The organism is Streptomyces sp. NPDC079141, assembly GCF_040686775.1.
Lineage (GTDB): Bacteria > Actinomycetota > Actinomycetes > Streptomycetales > Streptomycetaceae > Streptomyces.
This window is the reverse complement of record NZ_JBFBLP010000009.1, coordinates 56,449-71,333: the sequence shown is the minus strand read 5'-3', so window position 1 is coordinate 71,333 and position 14,885 is coordinate 56,449. Positions and strand designations below refer to the sequence as shown.

The 14,885-nt window shown below is 72.1% G+C and carries 14 protein-coding genes; 9 read left to right on the top strand and 5 right to left on the bottom strand.

Annotation, left to right across the window (positions count from 1 at the left end; translation table 11 throughout):
• Positions 1 to 27 precede the first annotated feature (27 nt).
• Entirely contained in the window at positions 28 to 768 is a 741-nt protein-coding gene (locus AB0Q90_RS24310; RefSeq protein WP_363161460.1) for a VOC family protein, read from the bottom strand.
• Positions 769 to 875: 107 nt separating this feature from the next.
• Here AB0Q90_RS24310 and AB0Q90_RS24305 point away from each other — a divergent pair, with 107 nt between their 5' ends.
• Positions 876 to 1,865: an aldo/keto reductase gene (locus tag AB0Q90_RS24305; RefSeq protein ID WP_363161459.1), complete on the top strand. Its 990-nt coding sequence runs from the start codon at positions 876 to 878 to the stop codon at positions 1,863 to 1,865.
• A gap of 26 nt (positions 1,866 to 1,891) precedes the next feature.
• On the opposite strand, the gene AB0Q90_RS24300 is transcribed toward AB0Q90_RS24305, so the two are convergent.
• Positions 1,892 to 4,891, bottom strand: a complete 3,000-nt coding sequence (locus AB0Q90_RS24300) for a glycosyl hydrolase (protein ID WP_363161458.1) — start codon at positions 4,889 to 4,891, stop codon at positions 1,892 to 1,894.
• 226 nt (positions 4,892 to 5,117) lie between these two features.
• On the opposite strand from AB0Q90_RS24300, the gene AB0Q90_RS24295 reads away from it, so the two are divergent.
• Positions 5,118 to 5,627, top strand: coding sequence for a hypothetical protein (locus tag AB0Q90_RS24295; RefSeq protein WP_363161457.1), 510 nt, complete (start codon positions 5,118 to 5,120; stop codon positions 5,625 to 5,627).
• Between the two features lie 73 nt (positions 5,628 to 5,700).
• Here AB0Q90_RS24295 and AB0Q90_RS24290 read toward each other — a convergent pair whose 3' ends face one another.
• Positions 5,701 to 6,480 (bottom strand): alpha/beta fold hydrolase, encoded by a 780-nt coding sequence (locus tag AB0Q90_RS24290; RefSeq protein ID WP_363161456.1) that lies wholly within the window; start codon positions 6,478 to 6,480, stop codon positions 5,701 to 5,703.
• Between the two features lie 119 nt (positions 6,481 to 6,599).
• On the bottom strand, positions 6,600 to 6,836 hold the full coding sequence (locus tag AB0Q90_RS24285; RefSeq protein WP_363161455.1) for a hypothetical protein: 237 nt from the start codon (positions 6,834 to 6,836) through the stop codon (positions 6,600 to 6,602).
• Between the two features lie 322 nt (positions 6,837 to 7,158).
• On the opposite strand from AB0Q90_RS24285, the gene AB0Q90_RS24280 reads away from it, so the two are divergent.
• From AB0Q90_RS24280 to AB0Q90_RS24255, 6 genes are read left to right on the top strand one after another with little or no spacing between them, the layout of a single operon-like run.
• A complete protein-coding gene (locus AB0Q90_RS24280; RefSeq protein ID WP_363161454.1) occupies positions 7,159 to 8,523 on the top strand; it encodes an ATP-binding protein in 1,365 nt (454 codons plus the stop codon).
• Positions 8,520 to 8,942, top strand: coding sequence for a roadblock/LC7 domain-containing protein (locus tag AB0Q90_RS24275; protein WP_363161453.1), 423 nt, complete (start codon positions 8,520 to 8,522; stop codon positions 8,940 to 8,942). Before AB0Q90_RS24280 ends, AB0Q90_RS24275 begins: the two co-directional genes overlap by 4 nt.
• A complete protein-coding gene (locus AB0Q90_RS24270; protein WP_363161452.1) occupies positions 8,939 to 9,301 on the top strand; it encodes a DUF742 domain-containing protein in 363 nt (120 codons plus the stop codon). Before AB0Q90_RS24275 ends, AB0Q90_RS24270 begins: the two co-directional genes overlap by 4 nt.
• Positions 9,273 to 9,881: an ATP/GTP-binding protein gene (locus AB0Q90_RS24265; protein ID WP_363161451.1), complete on the top strand. Its 609-nt coding sequence runs from the start codon at positions 9,273 to 9,275 to the stop codon at positions 9,879 to 9,881. Before AB0Q90_RS24270 ends, AB0Q90_RS24265 begins: the two co-directional genes overlap by 29 nt.
• Positions 9,878 to 11,116 carry a cytochrome P450 gene (locus AB0Q90_RS24260; RefSeq protein ID WP_363161450.1) on the top strand — a complete coding sequence of 413 codons (1,239 nt, stop codon included), beginning with the start codon at positions 9,878 to 9,880 and terminating at the stop codon, positions 11,114 to 11,116. Before AB0Q90_RS24265 ends, AB0Q90_RS24260 begins: the two co-directional genes overlap by 4 nt.
• Positions 11,113 to 12,348: a cytochrome P450 gene (locus AB0Q90_RS24255; RefSeq protein WP_363161449.1), complete on the top strand. Its 1,236-nt coding sequence runs from the start codon at positions 11,113 to 11,115 to the stop codon at positions 12,346 to 12,348. Before AB0Q90_RS24260 ends, AB0Q90_RS24255 begins: the two co-directional genes overlap by 4 nt.
• 123 nt (positions 12,349 to 12,471) lie before the next feature.
• Here the strand turns inward: AB0Q90_RS24255 and AB0Q90_RS24250 are convergent, their stop codons facing one another.
• Entirely contained in the window at positions 12,472 to 14,016 is a 1,545-nt protein-coding gene (locus AB0Q90_RS24250) for a helix-turn-helix domain-containing protein (protein WP_363161448.1), read from the bottom strand.
• Positions 14,017 to 14,234: 218 nt separating this feature from the next.
• On the opposite strand from AB0Q90_RS24250, the gene AB0Q90_RS24245 reads away from it, so the two are divergent.
• A complete protein-coding gene (locus tag AB0Q90_RS24245; protein WP_363161447.1) occupies positions 14,235 to 14,855 on the top strand; it encodes an L-threonylcarbamoyladenylate synthase in 621 nt (206 codons plus the stop codon).
• Positions 14,856 to 14,885 lie beyond the last annotated feature (30 nt).

The window sequence follows — 14,885 nt, the reverse complement described above, 5'->3', positions numbered from 1 at the left end:
CGGCCTGCCGCTCCGGCAGGCCGCCTGTCAGGACAGGGCCAGAACGCAGAACTCGTGACCCTCCGGGTCGGCGAGGACCGTCCACGGCACGTCGCCCTGGCCGAGGTCGAGGTCGGTGGCGCCGAGGGCCCGCAGCCGGTCCGCCTCCGCTTCCTTGTCGTCGCCGGGGTACGGCAGCAGGTCGAGATGGACGCGGTCCGGCACGGTCTTCCCATCGGGCGTGCGGAGGAATTCGAGATACGGGCCGACACCCTTGGCGGAACGCAACACCGCCTGGTCGTCGGTCACTTCGTGCAGGGTCCAGTCCGTCGCCTCACCCCAGAACCGGGCCATGGCGCGCGGATCGGCGCAGTCGACCACCACGGCCGCGATCGGCCCGGTGTCCCGGTAGATCTCCCGGGGCTCCAGCACACAGAACTCGTTGCCCTCCGGGTCGGCGAGGACCGTCCACGGCACGTCACCCTGGCCCACATCGACGGGCGTCGCACCAAGGGCCTTCAGGCGTGCGACCAACTCGGCCTGATGGGCCGCGGAGGTGGTGGCGAGATCGAGGTGCACACGGTTCTTGGTCGCTGTCTTGGGCTCCGGAACGGGAACGACGTCGATACCGAGGGCGACCGGGTGCGGCCACACAAGGCCACCGGCCGGTCCGACGTAGGTGGTCGCGCCGGCGCTGTAGGCGCTCCAGCCGAGCGCCTGCGCCCAGAACTGACCGACGGCCGAGTGATCAAGGGCCTTGATGTTCACCATCACGGGTCGCAGTGCCATGCGGATGATCTTATGCACCGAACTGTTTGGTTTGGTAAGGCGAAGCACAAAGCGTACGGTAGAACCGAACCGTTTGGTTTGACCTGACTCGATCCAAGGAGCCCGTCATGCAGCACAGGACACTCGGCAGCCAGGGCCTGGCCGTCTCGGCGATCGGCTACGGCACCATGGGCCTGACGATGGCCTACGGCCCCGGCAACGGCGAGCAGGAGGGCATCGACGCCATCCGCCGCGCCTACGAGCTGGGCGTCACCTTCTTCGACACCGCCGAGCTCTACGGCTGGGGCACCGGCTCCAACGAGATCCTGCTCGGCAAGGCGGTCAAGGACTTCCGCGACGACGTCGTCCTGGCCACCAAGTTCGGCTTCGACCTGGCCAACCGGACGGAGCAGGGCTTCGGCCTCAACAGCCGTCCCGAGAACATCCGCAGGGTCGCCGACGACAGCCTGCGCCACCTCGGCGTCGACCGTATCGATGTCTTCTACCAGCACCGCGTCGACCCGGACGTGCCCATCGAGGACGTCGCGGGCACGGTCAAGGAACTGATCGACGCGGGCAAGGTGAAGTACTTCGGCCTCAGCGAGGCCGGCCCGGAGACCCTCCGCAGGGCCCACGCCGTCCAGCCGGTCTCCGTCCTCCAGACCGAGTACTCCCTCTTCGAGCGCGACGCCGAACAGCTCTTCCCCACGCTCGACGAACTCGGCATCGGCTTCGTGCCCTACTCCCCCCTCGGCCGCGGCTTCATCACCGGCACCGCCAAGCCCGCCGACCAGTACGACCCGACCGACATGCGCAGCTTCGACCTGCGCTGGCAGCCGGGCAACTTCGAGAAGAACGTCGAGGCCGTGGGCCGGCTCGCCGACCTCGCCGCAGGCAAGGGCGCCACCGTCTCCCAGCTGGCCCTTGCCTGGCTGCTGACCCGGGGCGAGCACATCGTGCCCATCCCGGGCAGCCGCAGCCCGAAGCGCGTCGAGGAGAACTCCCGCGCCGCCGACGTCACGCTGACCGAGGCCGATCTTGCGGCGATCGACGAGATCCTGCCGCACGGCGGCTTCGGCGCCCGTTACTCCGAGGCGCATCTGCCCACCTGGATCTGAACTCCCGGCAGTCCCCGGGCTCCGCGTCAGGTCAACGGCGCCTGCACGTACGGAACCAGACGCACCGGACCGACAAGGCCGTACGCCTGGCGAGCGGTCGTGCCGAAGACGGCCGGCTGGGCGACCCGGAGCCGGTTGATCAGCGGCGTGGCCACCTCCACCTCGACGGTGTTCGTCCCGCGCCGGAGCAGTGGGCCGATGTCGAGGACGGGGTGGAGGCGGTCGGCCGGTGCCGTCCGGATGCCGTTGACCGTCACCCGGAAGGTGTCGCTGACCTGGCCGAGCTCCAGGCGGGCGCCGTGCGAAGCGTCCCAGTCGGAGGGCAGCTCGACCGTCGTGCGGTAGCGGCCGATGCCCGCGGAGTCGGCCAGCTCGGGGATCTGCGACCACGGCAGCAGCGTGTCGAGCGTGAGCGTGTGCCGGAGCCGGTCCGTCTGAGTCGCGCCGGCTCCGGGGCGCCAGTCCTCCGCCTCAAGTTCCCAGCGGGCCGGGGTGATCGCTTCGGGGACCGACGCGATGCGGGTGGTGACGGTGCGGCCGGAGGACAGGCGGGTGGTGTACGTGCCGGGCGCGGACGCTCGTACGGCCGGGCCGCCCTGCGCGTAGAGCACCTGGTCGGTGTCCGTGGTGACCGCGTGCGGACGGTCCCCGTTCCGGTCGCCGAAGAGCCCGGGCCTGCCCAGCGCGACGACGGTCGTCTGGCCGGGCTGGAGGGTGATGCGGAGGGTGAACTCGTCGCCGTCCTGGGTGTATTGGGCGATCCGGACGACGTCGCCCGACCAGGGGTCGAACAGGTAGGGCACCGCGCTGCCGCCGTCCCGGGTGCGGCGCAGGGTGACGTCGTGGCCGATCGTCGCGACCGGCGGTTTGACGGTCTCGGCGTGCTTGCCGTTGCACAGGTAGTAGAAGTCCGCCTCGTCGGTGACCCGGTGGGCGTTGAGGAGGGTGGAGGCGGTGGCGTGGCGTACGTCGGGGGTGACGCCGAGCGCGGCCAGGGCGTCGCCGACGGCTGCCTTGTCCGTGACGCGCCTGACGTGGGGCAGGGCGAGAAGGCGGGCCAGGACCTCGCGCAGCCGGTCCGTCTCGTCCCCGTCCGGCACGCCCGGGGTCAGCGCCTGGTCGAAGGCGCCGAGCAGGATCATGGGCAGTCCGTCCTCGGCCAGGGCGGGCAGCTTGCGGGCGTCGGCGAGGGCGAGCGTGGGGGTGGAGCCGTAGAAGAAGTCGCCCTCGACGAACAGTGCCTTGTAGGCGGGGCCGTCGGGGGCCAGGCGGCCCCCGGAGACGGTGGCGCCGGGGAGATCGAGGAGGGGGCCGCTGAGGAACTGGTGGGTCCAGCCGAGCGGGACGCCGGTCGCGGTGAACCAGGAGGCGCCGATGCCGGTGGCGGTGTAGCCGGTCTGCCGGAAGATCGCGACGTCGGCGCGGGCGGTGCCGGACTGGAGGACGCCGTGGACGCGGCCGAGGTAACCGGCGATGTCCTCGACGTGGTGCCAGGTGGGCTGCCTCGGCCCCCAGGACTCGCCGTAGCCGGCGGCGCCGTTGTAGGGACTGAAGGCCGCGAAGCCGGGCCAGCTCACTCCGGGGGCGGTTGCGTAGGAGAAGCCGTGGACGACCGTCTGGTTGACGCCCGCGGCGTAGGCGCCGCCCATGGTGCGCAGGAAACGGTCCCAAGTGGTGCTGTAGGCCGAGCCGTTGTAGGCGCCGGACTCGCAAGACAGGACCGTGTGTCCGGCCATGTCACGGCCGCCCGCCAGACAGCGGTAGTCGTCGAGGTTCTTGAAGCCGAGGCTCTCGCCCTCGGGAATGTCGAGCAGGGCGGCCGAGGCGATCGCGTCGGTCTGGAGTCCGTACGGCTGTGAGCGCAGGCGCATGTCCAGGGAGTGCGCCCAGTCGCGCAGGGCACGCAGGTGGTGCCGGTTGAACAGGTCGGAGACGGTCGCCCAGAAGTCGTGTCTGATCTGCCGGGTCAGCTGGGCCTCGAACGCGAAGACCTGGTTGCTGTTGTCCAGGACCAGTGCGGGCAGGTACGGCAGCAGGGGGCGGCCGGTGCGGTCCTGGAAGGCGGCGGGCAGGTTCGGGGTCCAGACCAGGGCGTCGGTCTCCAGTTCCACCGAGTCCTCGAAGAACGCGCCGCCCGCGGCCTTCAGCAACTGCCGCAGTGTGGGCGTCAGCAGGTGGCTCTCCCAGTGGCCGGTGACGGCGACGGTGCCCGCGGCGGAGAGATGGTCGGCGACGTGGGCGGCGGGCGAGGAGTGGGGGCCGGACTCGGGCTGCTGGCCCGAGCCGCGCTGCCAGTAGGAGACGATCACCCAGTCGCCGTCCTGGGGCGCCGTCCAGGTCAGCGTGGAGTCGCTGACGGTCGCGGTGAGGTCGCGCACACTGGCCGGGTCGAGGCCGGTCTCCTTGCGGGTGGAGTTCGCGGGCTCGACCCGGGCGGCTTGGACGGCAAGGAGCCGTTGCCGGGTGACGCCGGAGGCCGGGGCGTGCACGGGCGGCGGCACCGGTCCCTCGTAGGTGGCGCCCGCGGTCAACGTGACGCGGCCGTAGGCGAGTTCCTGGGCGGCCGCCTCGTCGTCGGGGGTGAGGCCGGGCACGGCGACGGGCCAGCTCGGGCCGAGGGTGAGGTCGACGGTGAGTCCCCGTCTGGCGGCCCGGCGCAGGGCGGCCTCCACGCCGTCCCGCCAGGGGCGGCTGCCCCAGCCGTGGTGTGCGGTGTCCAGGACGGACTTGTCCTTGATGCTGTGGTGGACGGCGGCGATCTCGACGCCGCCGAATCCCGCGTCCGCGATCTGGTCGATCTCCCGGGCGATCTCGTCGGGGTCGACCAGTCCGTCCGGCCACCACCAGCGGAACTTGGGGCGCACGGGCCGCGAGGGGTTGGCGAACCAGTCGGCGACCGGTCCGGCCTCGTCCGCCGAGGCGACGGGCGCGGCCGACCAGAGTGCGGCCGTCGCCCCGGCGGCCAGTCCGGCGGCCAGGACGGAGCGGCGCGATATCCCGCCACGCTGCGAGATGAGTTCATGCATGAGGTGCCCCAAGTGCTGGTTGCTAGGTGCCAATGCAAGTCTTGAATCGTTTCAATCACTCTCAAACGCGGGAACGCTAAGCCGGTGGGCGGGGCAGGGTCAAGGGGTCGGCGGGGGTGAGCCGGCGTCTGTGCCGACCCAGCCCTTCAGTTGGCGCTCAAACAGCTCAGCTGGCACTTTGAGCACCGGACACGGCCATGGGACGGCCGATCGAAGGGACGGGGCGATGCGTGCGAGCGAGGAGCGGGAGCGCTGGGAGCTGCTGCCCGAAGTCGGTCTGGGGCCACTGCGGTTCGGGATGAGCGCGGGCGAGGTCGCCGACGCGCTGCAGGTCGCCGGGCCGCTCCGGCACGTGGGTCGTCCTTACGGGCAGGAGGACTTCGCCGACGGAGTCAAGGTGTTCTACGACGCGGGCAAGCTGGCGTGCGTGGCACTGGACGCGGTCACGGGTCCACAGGTCCTGCTGGCGGGCTTTGCGCTGGCCGGCCGCGATCCCGGGCAGGTGCAGCAGTTCCTCCTCGACTACGCCGCCGAGCACGGGAGCTGTCTGCTGTACACGCCCGACGGGTCCCTCTCCCTGGCCGATCTGGGGCTTCTCGTGCGTTCGCAGAAGGTCGGGGACGTATGCCTGTCGCGTCCGCTGCTCGTGACGAAGGCATGGCTGGAGTCGCACCACCACCGCGACCACCTGCCGCTGGAAGGCGCCGCGGTCCCGGTTGAGCCGCTCCGGCCGTAGCCTACGGCCGGGATGGTGGCGTTCATGCTGCCCCCAGGCCGTTACGGCCCACGCAGCCAGTGAGTCGGGAAGCTCACGACGCCACGCCGGACACGAACCGGTCGATCGCTGCCGTCAGCTCCTGCGGCCGCTCCACGGGCAGTTCGTGGCCCGCGTCGATGATGCGGACCTCGGCGTCCGGGCAGGCCTTTGCCATCCGCAGCATCTGGGTGACCGGCAGCTGGATGTCGTGGTAGCCGTGCACCATCAGCGTGGGCGCGCGCAGCTCGCCGAGCCGGTCCAGGACGTCGAACGCGCGCATGGCGCCGTAGAGCGTCATAACGACCTCGCGCGGGGTGGCCGCGGAGGCGCGGATGTAAGCGCGGATCTCCTCGCGGGGGTAGCCGGGGGCGAAGGCGCGCTGGATGTTGGCGGCGACGAACATTTTGAAGGGGACGCGCGTGGAGGCGGCCATGAGCAGGCCGCGGCCGCGGCTGTACGCCATGCGGCCGATGGAGTTGACCAGCACCAGGCGCTCGACGCGGTCGGGGTGGGCGAGGGTGATGGTCTGCGCGATCATCCCGCCCATCGAGTGGCCGATCAGGACGCAGCGTTCGATCTTCAGGTGGTCCAGGAGCGCGAGCACGTCCCGCGCGAGTTCCTCGATGGTGCGCACGCCCGCTCCGGTGCTCTCGCCGTGTCCGCGCAGGTCGAGCCGGACCACCCGGCGCTGCCCGGCGAAGTGCGCCAGCTGGTGGTCCCAGCGGTGCCGGTTCGCGGTCCAGCCGTGGACGAAGACCAGGGGCACGCCGCCGTCGTGGGGGCCCTCGTCGTCGTACGTCAGTGCTGCGCCGTCGACTTCGAGCTGCGGCATGATTCCTCCTGCACACGGTCCGGTTACCGACCGGTAGGGTATCCGTCCGGCCCGCGCACAGGAAGGCCCGGGCGCCGCCTGTCCAGCGACGGCCCGGGCCTTGCGGGGTGTATGCGCCGTCAGCCCCCGCTGAGGCGCGAGCGCAGCAACTCCTTCCCCAGTTCCGCGCCCTTGCGGCTGTCCGCCTGGGCCCTGCGGAACAGGTCCGCGACCTCGGTGTCCTTGCCGCGTTCGGCGTCCTGGATGTAGGTCTCCAGCCGCAGGGCGTTGCTCAGACACGCCTCCACGTACCAGATCAGGTCGTAATCCTTGTCCCGGGTACCCGTCACACCGCCGGTTTCGGCACTGCCGGCCATACGAACCTCCTCCCTCTCCGCCGGGCCGGGGCCGCCCCGGCTCCGGCTCCTCTTGTCGTGCGCGGCGGGTACCCGCCGCGGCCCAGGCCAGTCGGGTCGACGTCGAAGGACATACGACGGCCAGGCCGCCGTACCGCCAACTCGCTTTTGCTGTACGGCAATTCAGACAGTTGACGCAGAAGCGAACAGAGAGCGGGCAGTTTCGGAGTGAACCGTCGATCTGGCGTGCGAGAGCGGTCGATGACGGTGTGTACTGTGCTGCGAGCGCCTCGTGAGGGGCTTTCGCACTCTGCCCTGCCCGACTTCTCTGGATACCGATTCGATGATCGAATTACCGGACCTTGCCGTCGGCGGACTCGCCGTCGGCACACTGTCCGCGCTCGCCCTCGGGGGCGGGCTCCTCCGGTCGCGGCGCCAACGGGCCGTGCAGCGCGACGAGATCGCCGCCCTACGGGCCCATCTGGACGGCGTACTGCGGACCTTCACGGCCGAGGTCGAGCATCTGGCGGCGCAGCGCGTCCCCGCCGCCGCCCGGCAGTTGACGCACCCGCACCTCGCGGTGCCCGGCCCCCGCGACCCACAGGCGGCGGCCTCGCCCCTGGGCGCCGCGCTGGAGCACGTACTGGACCAGCTGCGCATCGAACTCACCGCGCAGCGCATACGCGTCGACGCCGCCGCGCAGGCCGGGATGCGCGGCGCGACCCGCGAGATCCAGGCCGCGCTCTACCGGCTCCAGGACGCACTGCGCGGCCTCCAACAGCGCTACGACGACCCCGAGTTGACGCAGACACTGTTCGAACTGGACCACGAGAACGAGCAGTCGCTGCGGCGCGCCCAGGTCGCCGCGGTGGTGTGCGGGGCGTGGGTGGGGCTCGCGCGCGAGGAGTCCCATCTGGTCGACGCGGTGACCGGCGGCCAGGCCCGGCTCGCGGGCTACCACCGGGTCCAGGTCCACAACCACCTGCGTGCGGGCACCGCCCTGGTCTCGCACGCCGTGGAACCCGTCGCGATCATCGTCGCCGAGCTGCTGGACAACGCGCTGCGGCACTCCGCGCCGGACACGGACGTCGTGGTCAACCTGGAGCACGTCCACCACGGCGCCTGCGTCACCGTCGACGACGCCGGCCTCGGCATGACCCAGGACGAACGCGCCCGCGCCCAGCGCATGGTGGCCGGTTCCGACCCGATCCTGCTCACCGACCTCGGCGACCCGCCGCGTATGGGGCTCGCCGCGATCGGCCAGCTGACCCGGCAGTTCGACCTGGGCGTGGACCTGTCCTCGCCCTCCCCCTACGGCGGCGTACGGGCCGTGCTGCGCGTCGACAGCCACCTCCTGACCCGGATCGATCCCGAGGAGCAGCCGCCGGCGGCCAGCGCCCCGCGCCCGACCCGCCGGCCCGAGCCCGAGGAACCCGCCGCGGCGTCCCACGCCTACGGCACCGAGCCGGGCGACGGCGCCGCCGCCCCCGTACCCGGGCATCAAACGGGCGCCCTGCCGCAGCGGCGGCGACGTGAGCGCCTGGTCGCTCAGGCCGAACCGGCGCCCCCACCGCCCGCGCGGGGTCCGGAGGAGGCCGCGGCCGCGCTCGGCGCGCTGCAGTCCGGCACCGCCGCGGCCCGCGCCCGGATCCATCCGCAGACCGACGACACCGAGTACGACGACGCAGAAGGGGGCACGGCCCGATGACCGGCCGCGAAGCAGGAGACACGGCGTGGGTGCTGGACCCGATCCTCCAGGTGCCGCATGTCGTGGCCGCCGTGCTGCTCACCCGGGACGGGTTCGTCACCGGCTACACCGACGCCCTCTCGCAGCCGTCGGCCGAGCGGGTCGCCGCGATCACCAGCACCGTGCAGGGGGCGTGCCGCACCGCCGCGGCCGCGTTCGCCGACCGGGAGCGGGCCGAGGTGCGGCAGGTTGTCATCGAGTCGGACCACGGGTACGTGCTGATCGTGCCGACCGACCACGGCACCTGTGTGGCCGCCTACGGGGACGGCGAGGTGCGCCTGGACCTGCTCGCGCACCGTGTGCACTCCCAGGTGGCGCGGCTGGGTGAGAAGGCGATGGCCGCGGTGCCCCGAGGAGCCGACGGCGGCGCGCCGGCATGACCGGCCGCCCCGCCGGCCGTCCGCTCGTACCCGCGTACCTGTCGACCGGCGGTGTGGCCCGGCCCAGCCGTCCGCAACTGGAACGGCTGTCGGTGCTCACCGGCAGCGGCGCCCCGGCGCCGCCCGGCCTGCCCGCCGCCGAACTCGCCCTGCTGGACACCCTGGACTGCGGATCCCTGACGGTGGTGGAGGCCGCGGCGCTGCTGCGGCTGCCGGTGTCCGCGGTGCGGGTACTGGCCGGCTCCCTCGTCGACCGGGACCTGGTGCTGTCCCGCGCGCCGGTCCCGCCCGCCGAACGGTTCGACCCCGACCTGCTGAAGAGAGTGGCCGATGGCCTTCGCGCCCTCAAGCACGACTAGCGGCATCCATTTGCCCGACACCGCCCGTGACCTGGTGAAGATCCTGGTCGCGGGCCCCTTCGGGGTGGGCAAGACCACCCTCATCGACTCCGTCTCCGAGATCCGGCCGCTGCACACCGAGGAGCAGCTCAGCGAGGCCTCCGCGCGCTCGGACGACCTCGCCGGGGTCCGGGACAAGGCGACCACGACCGTCGCCATCGACTTCGGCCGGATCAGCCTCACGGGCGGGATCGTGCTGTACCTGTTCGGCACGCCCGGCCAGGAGCGGTTCCGTTCCCTGTGGGACGACATCGCCTACGGGGCACTGGGCGCGCTGGTGCTGGTGGACAGTCGCCGGATCGACGCGTCGTTCGACGTGCTCGGGCTGGTGGAGGAGTCGGGGCTGCCGTACGCGGTCGCCTTCAACTCCTTCCCCGACGCCCCGGACCACTACACCGAGGAGGCGTTGCGCGCCGCGCTGGACCTGGAGCCCGGGACGCCGATGGTGACCTGCGACGCGCGCGACGCCAACTCCTCGATCGACGCCCTGCTCGCCCTGGTCCAGCATCTGATCGACCGCCACCCTCCGGAGAACCGGTGACCACCTACCCCGCAGCCCAGCAGACCTTCTCCCGCTCGGCACCCGTGCGCCTGTGGGAGGACGGCTTCGCCCAGGACCCCTACCGCTACTACGACGCCCTGCGCGCCCAAGGTCCGGTCGGCTGGGCCGAGTTGGCGCCGGGCGTACCGGCGTACGTCGTCACCGGCCGGCGGGCGGCGCTGGACCTGCTGCGTGACACGGAGACGTTCTCGCACGACCCGCGGCCGTGGGAGTCGACGGTCGCCGACGACTCGCCGGTGCTCGGCATGATGCGCTGGCGGCCCAACACCCTGTTCGCGGACGGCGCCGCCCATGTCCGCTACCGGACCTCGCTGATCGACACCTTCGACCGCGTCGAACCGCACGATCTGCGGGCGCGGGTGCACCGGGCGGTCCATCTGCTGGTGGGCCGGATCGGGCCCAAGGGCGAGGCGGATCTGGTGGGCGAGTTCGCGCGACCGCTGATGGCGCTGGTGTTCAACAGCCTGTTCGGGCTGCCGGACGAGGCGAGCGACCGCCTGAACGCGGCGCTGGGCAAGATGATGGAGGGCGGTGCGGAGGCCGCCGAGGGCGAGGCGGAGTTCGGCGGGTACGTGCTGGAGCTGATCGCCGCCAAGGCCGAGCGGCGCGGCGACGACCTGCCGAGCTGGCTGCTGGACCATCCGGCCCGGCTGAGCCCGGAGGAGGTCACCTGGCAGGTGTTCCTCACGCTCGGCGCGGGACACGAACCGACGGCGAACCTGGTGTCGAACGCGCTGTCCCGCATCCTCGGCAACCCCGCCTACTACTCCACCCTCACCAGCGGGGCGCGCCCGGTGATGGACGCCGTGGTCGAGGTGCTGCACCGGGAGACGCCGCTGGCGAACTACGGGATCCACTACGCCCGTCGGCCCGTCTCCTTCCACGGGGCCTGGATCAGGGCCGCGGTCCCGGTGGTGATCTCCTACGGGGCGCTCGCCCACGCCGCCGAGCGGGAGGGAGCCGGTGCGCCGCGCCCGGGGGACGCCTCGCACCTGTCCTGGTCGGCGGGCCCGCACGCCTGCCCGGTCAAGCAGCACACGCTGCTGATCGCGACCGAGGCGATCGAGCGGCTCACCCAGTGGCTGCCCGACCTCGAACCCGTCCTGCCGCGCGACCGTCTCACCTGGCGGCCCGGCCCGTTCCACCGCTCGCTGACCGCGCTGCCCGTCAGGTTCAGCCCCCGCTCCCCCGACCAGCCAGGAGTCCCGTCGTGACCGTGACCGACCGCATCGACCGCTTCGCCATCGACCCGTTCGGCTCCGACATCCCCGCCGAGTCCGCCCGGCTGCGCGCCCTGGGCCCGATCGTGCCCGTGGAGCTGCCCGGCGGGATCCCCGCCTGGGCACCCACCGGCCACGACGTCCTCAAACAGCTGATCCTCGACTCCCGGGTCAGCAAGGATCCGCGGCAGCACTGGAAGTTGTGGCCCGAGCTCGGCGAACACCCCTCCTGGGGCTGGATCCTGGGCTGGGTCGGCGTGGTCAACATGTTCACCACCTACGGCATCGAGCACACCCGGCTGCGGAAGCTGGTGGCGCCGAGCTTCACGCAGCGGCGCACCGAGGCGATGCGGCCGCGGGTGGAGGCGATCACGGCGGAGCTGCTGGACAAGGTGGCCGCCGCGGAAGACGGCACCGTGGACATCAAGGCGGCGCTGGCCCACCCGCTGCCGCTGCGGGTCATCTGCGAACTGTTCGGTGTGCCCGACGAGTTGGTGCCCGACACCGTCCGGCTCATCGCGGCCATCATGGACACCTCCGACCCGACGCCCGAGCACGCCGCGTCCGTGCAGCGGCAGATCGGCACGGTGCTGCCCGCGCTGATCGCCCACCGCACCGCACACCCCGGGGACGACCTGACCACCGAACTGATCCGGGTGCGGGACGAGGACGGCGACCGGCTCAGTGACGAAGAGCTGCTGTACACGCTGCTGTTGGTCATCGGCGCCGGTTTCGAGACGACGGTGAACCTGATCGGCAACGCGGTCGTCGCCCTGCTGCGCGACCCCGAGCAGCTGGCCGCCGTACGGTCCGGGCAGACCGGCTGGGACGCGGTCGTCGACGAGACGCTGCGGGTGCACCCCTCCATCGCCGCGCTCCCGCTGCGGTACGCCGTGTCCGACCTCACCGTCGGCGACGTCACGATCCCGGCCGGGGACGCCATCATCACGACGTACGCGGCGGCCGGACTGGATCCGGCGCACTACGGGGCGGACGCGGACGTCTTCGACGCCTCCCGCGGGGCGGACGACCACATGGCGTTCGGGATCGGTGTGCACCGGTGCATCGGTGCGCCGCTGGCCCGGATGGAGGCGCTGACCGCGCTGCCGGCGCTCTTCGCGCGCTTCCCCGACCTGCGGCTTGACGTCGAGGCGTCCGAGCTGCGGCAGGTGGCGTCGTTCATCGCGTTCGGCTGGCAGGAGATCCCGGTGCGGCCGGGCGGCTGACGGCCGTGGGGCGGAGGCGCGACCGGTCCCCCGTTCCGGTCGTGCCCCCGCGGCTCGTCGAACCTACGGGCATGGCGGCGGGCTTGTGAACCGCGGCGGTGCCCGCTGATCGGGCCGCGGGACTCACCTGTGCACAAGTGAGTCCGGATGGCCCGGTTTCGCCCCGTGCAGAACCGGCTGATCCAGGTCTCCCGCCACCAGGTGGGCCAGGACCACCTCGTACAGATCAGTGCCGCCGGCGAGCAACTGCCGCTCCAGGACCGGCTCTGCGCCCCGGACGTGCTCGCGCACGGTCTGGGCGTGGACGCCCAGGGTCTGCGCCGCCCGTTCGGCGTTGCCGCCCCCGGCGATCCAGGTGCGCAGGGTACGGCGCAGGGGGCGGGCGTCGTCGTCGAGGCGGGCCAGCAGATCGTCTGCCCACACGTGCAGCGCGGGCCCCTTCAGCAAGTCGTCGAGGCGGGCGCGGCCGGTCTGCGGGGCGCCGCCGTCGGTGGGCCCGTGCTCCAGGCTGACCTGGGTGTTGAGGGCCAGGTGGACGACGGCGCGGGCGGTGAGGTCGGAGAAGTCCGTGCCCAGCACGGACTCCACGCGCTCCATCCGGGCGCGCACGGTGTTGCGGCTGACGCCGAGGACCTTGGCGGCGCTGACGGCCGTGAACTCCAGGCCCAGGCGGGTGGTGGCGAGCAGTTCGGCGCGGGTGTGGTGGGGCAGGGTGTCGAGGGGACGCAGCAGGTGGTCGGTCCACGCGCGTAGCGCCGCCGGGTCCATCAGGCGTTCGGGGTGGGTGCGTTCGGCGTAGACGGCGGCGTTGTCCGGGCGGAAGTGCGCCACGGCCAGCGCGCTGACGGCCTGGCCGTAGGCGGTGGCGGTGCGGGCGAGGCTCTGCCGGGCGCTGCCGCCGAGGAACACCCGGGGGCGGCGGCCGATCAGGGACCGCAGTTCACCGGCCACCGTGTCGCGGGGCGTCACCACGATCACATGCCCGTCCATGGCCGGACAGCGCACGACCAGCGCCTGCTCACGCGTCGCGTCCAGGCACTCCTCGGCGAGCCGGTCGCGCTCCTCGGGGCTGCTCTCGACGACGTAGACACAGGCCGAGTCCGTGTCGAGCAGGCCCGGCCACAGGCCCGCGGCGACACGGCGGGCGGCGATGATGTCCTCCACCATCAGCAGCTGCAGGATCGCCAGTCTCAGGTCGGAGGTGGCGCGTGCGAGCCGGTGTCCGGCGGTGCTGGTCTCCCGCGCGCTGAGCAGCAGTTCGAGGACGTGGACGGTGCGCGTCACGATGTCGGCGCTGCGCCGGTCGAACGCCGCTGTGCGGGACACCGTCAGCACACCCGCCGACGCCGGACCCGGATTCTCCACGCGGACCAGCCGCAGATGCCGTCCCTCGCCCTCCCAGGCGGCGGAGGCGATCCGGCCCGCGGCGACATCGCCGACCAGGTCCTCGAAGAGACCCTTGTCCAACGGCGTGTGTGTGCCGGCCAGGAAGGTGCCCGTGTCGTCCTGGAGACAAGCGGTGCCGTCCACGGCGTCCGCGAGCCAGGCCACGACCCGGCCGGGGTCGTGCCGGGCCGTCCGCAGCAGATCCAGCAGCTCCTGCGCCCACGCCCCGTCGTCGGAACCCTTCGCCTCCGTCCGGCGGATCCCGCCCTCTCGGCCAGCCACGTCGGCCTTCCCTTGCCCTTCACTTCGTCCTTGACGTACCGGCCTGGGACGTTACCCCACACCATCCCGTCCGGCCGTCGGCGGTTCACATCGGGGACGGGTGCCCAGGGTGGTGGAGGTCAGACGTGGCGGATCAGCAGGTGCGGACACCTCCGGGGGAAGGCCGGTACGGGCCCGGCCTGCGCGTCGGACGCTCGCGCAGGGCATACGCTCGGCGGATGGCGAAGTACTTCGACGTGCACCCCGACAACCCCCAGCCGCGTACCGTCTCCCAGATCGCCGACAGCATCCGCGCCGACGCGCTCATCGCGTATCCGACGGACTCCTGTTACGCCCTGGGCTGCCGGCTGGGCAGCCGTGACGGCATCGACCGGATCCGGACCATCCGCAAGCTGGACGACCGGCACCATTTCACCCTCGTCTGCCAGGACTTCGCGCAGCTCGGCCAGTTCGTGCGGGTCGACAACGACGTCTTCCGCGCGATCAAGGCGTGTACGCCCGGCAGTTACACCTTCATCCTGCCCGCGACCAGGGAGGTGCCGCGCATGCTCCAGCACCCGAAGAAGAAGACGGTCGGCGTGCGCATCCCCGACCACGTCGTGACCCAGGCGCTCCTCGCCGAGCTGGGCGAACCGCTGCTGTCCAGCACGCTGCTGCTGCCCGACGAGGACGAACCCATGACCCAGGGCTGGGAGATCAAGGACCGGCTGGACCATGTGCTGGACGCGGTGGTCGACTCCGGGGACTGCGGCACCGAGCCGACCACGGTCATCGACTTCTCCGGCGGCGAGGCCGAAATCGTACGGCACGGGGCGGGCGACACCTCACGGTTCGAGTGAGGCAGCGGCTTTTGCCGCACCCCTGACCTT

What these genes read in the sequence shown, in the direction of transcription:
- AB0Q90_RS24310 (WP_363161460.1), bottom strand. Translation starts at nt 768, where the DNA reads ATGGCACTGCGACCCGTGATGGTGAACATCAAGGCCCTTGATCACTCG.
- AB0Q90_RS24305 (WP_363161459.1), top strand. Translation starts at nt 876, where the DNA reads ATGCAGCACAGGACACTCGGCAGCCAGGGCCTGGCCGTCTCGGCGATC.
- AB0Q90_RS24300 (WP_363161458.1), bottom strand. Translation starts at nt 4,891, where the DNA reads ATGCATGAACTCATCTCGCAGCGTGGCGGGATATCGCGCCGCTCCGTC.
- AB0Q90_RS24295 (WP_363161457.1), top strand. Translation starts at nt 5,118, where the DNA reads ATGCGTGCGAGCGAGGAGCGGGAGCGCTGGGAGCTGCTGCCCGAAGTC.
- AB0Q90_RS24290 (WP_363161456.1), bottom strand. Translation starts at nt 6,480, where the DNA reads ATGCCGCAGCTCGAAGTCGACGGCGCAGCACTGACGTACGACGACGAG.
- AB0Q90_RS24285 (WP_363161455.1), bottom strand. Translation starts at nt 6,836, where the DNA reads ATGGCCGGCAGTGCCGAAACCGGCGGTGTGACGGGTACCCGGGACAAG.
- AB0Q90_RS24280 (WP_363161454.1), top strand. Translation starts at nt 7,159, where the DNA reads ATGATCGAATTACCGGACCTTGCCGTCGGCGGACTCGCCGTCGGCACA.
- AB0Q90_RS24275 (WP_363161453.1), top strand. Translation starts at nt 8,520, where the DNA reads ATGACCGGCCGCGAAGCAGGAGACACGGCGTGGGTGCTGGACCCGATC.
- AB0Q90_RS24270 (WP_363161452.1), top strand. Translation starts at nt 8,939, where the DNA reads ATGACCGGCCGCCCCGCCGGCCGTCCGCTCGTACCCGCGTACCTGTCG.
- AB0Q90_RS24265 (WP_363161451.1), top strand. Translation starts at nt 9,273, where the DNA reads ATGGCCTTCGCGCCCTCAAGCACGACTAGCGGCATCCATTTGCCCGAC.
- AB0Q90_RS24245 (WP_363161447.1), top strand. Translation starts at nt 14,235, where the DNA reads ATGGCGAAGTACTTCGACGTGCACCCCGACAACCCCCAGCCGCGTACC.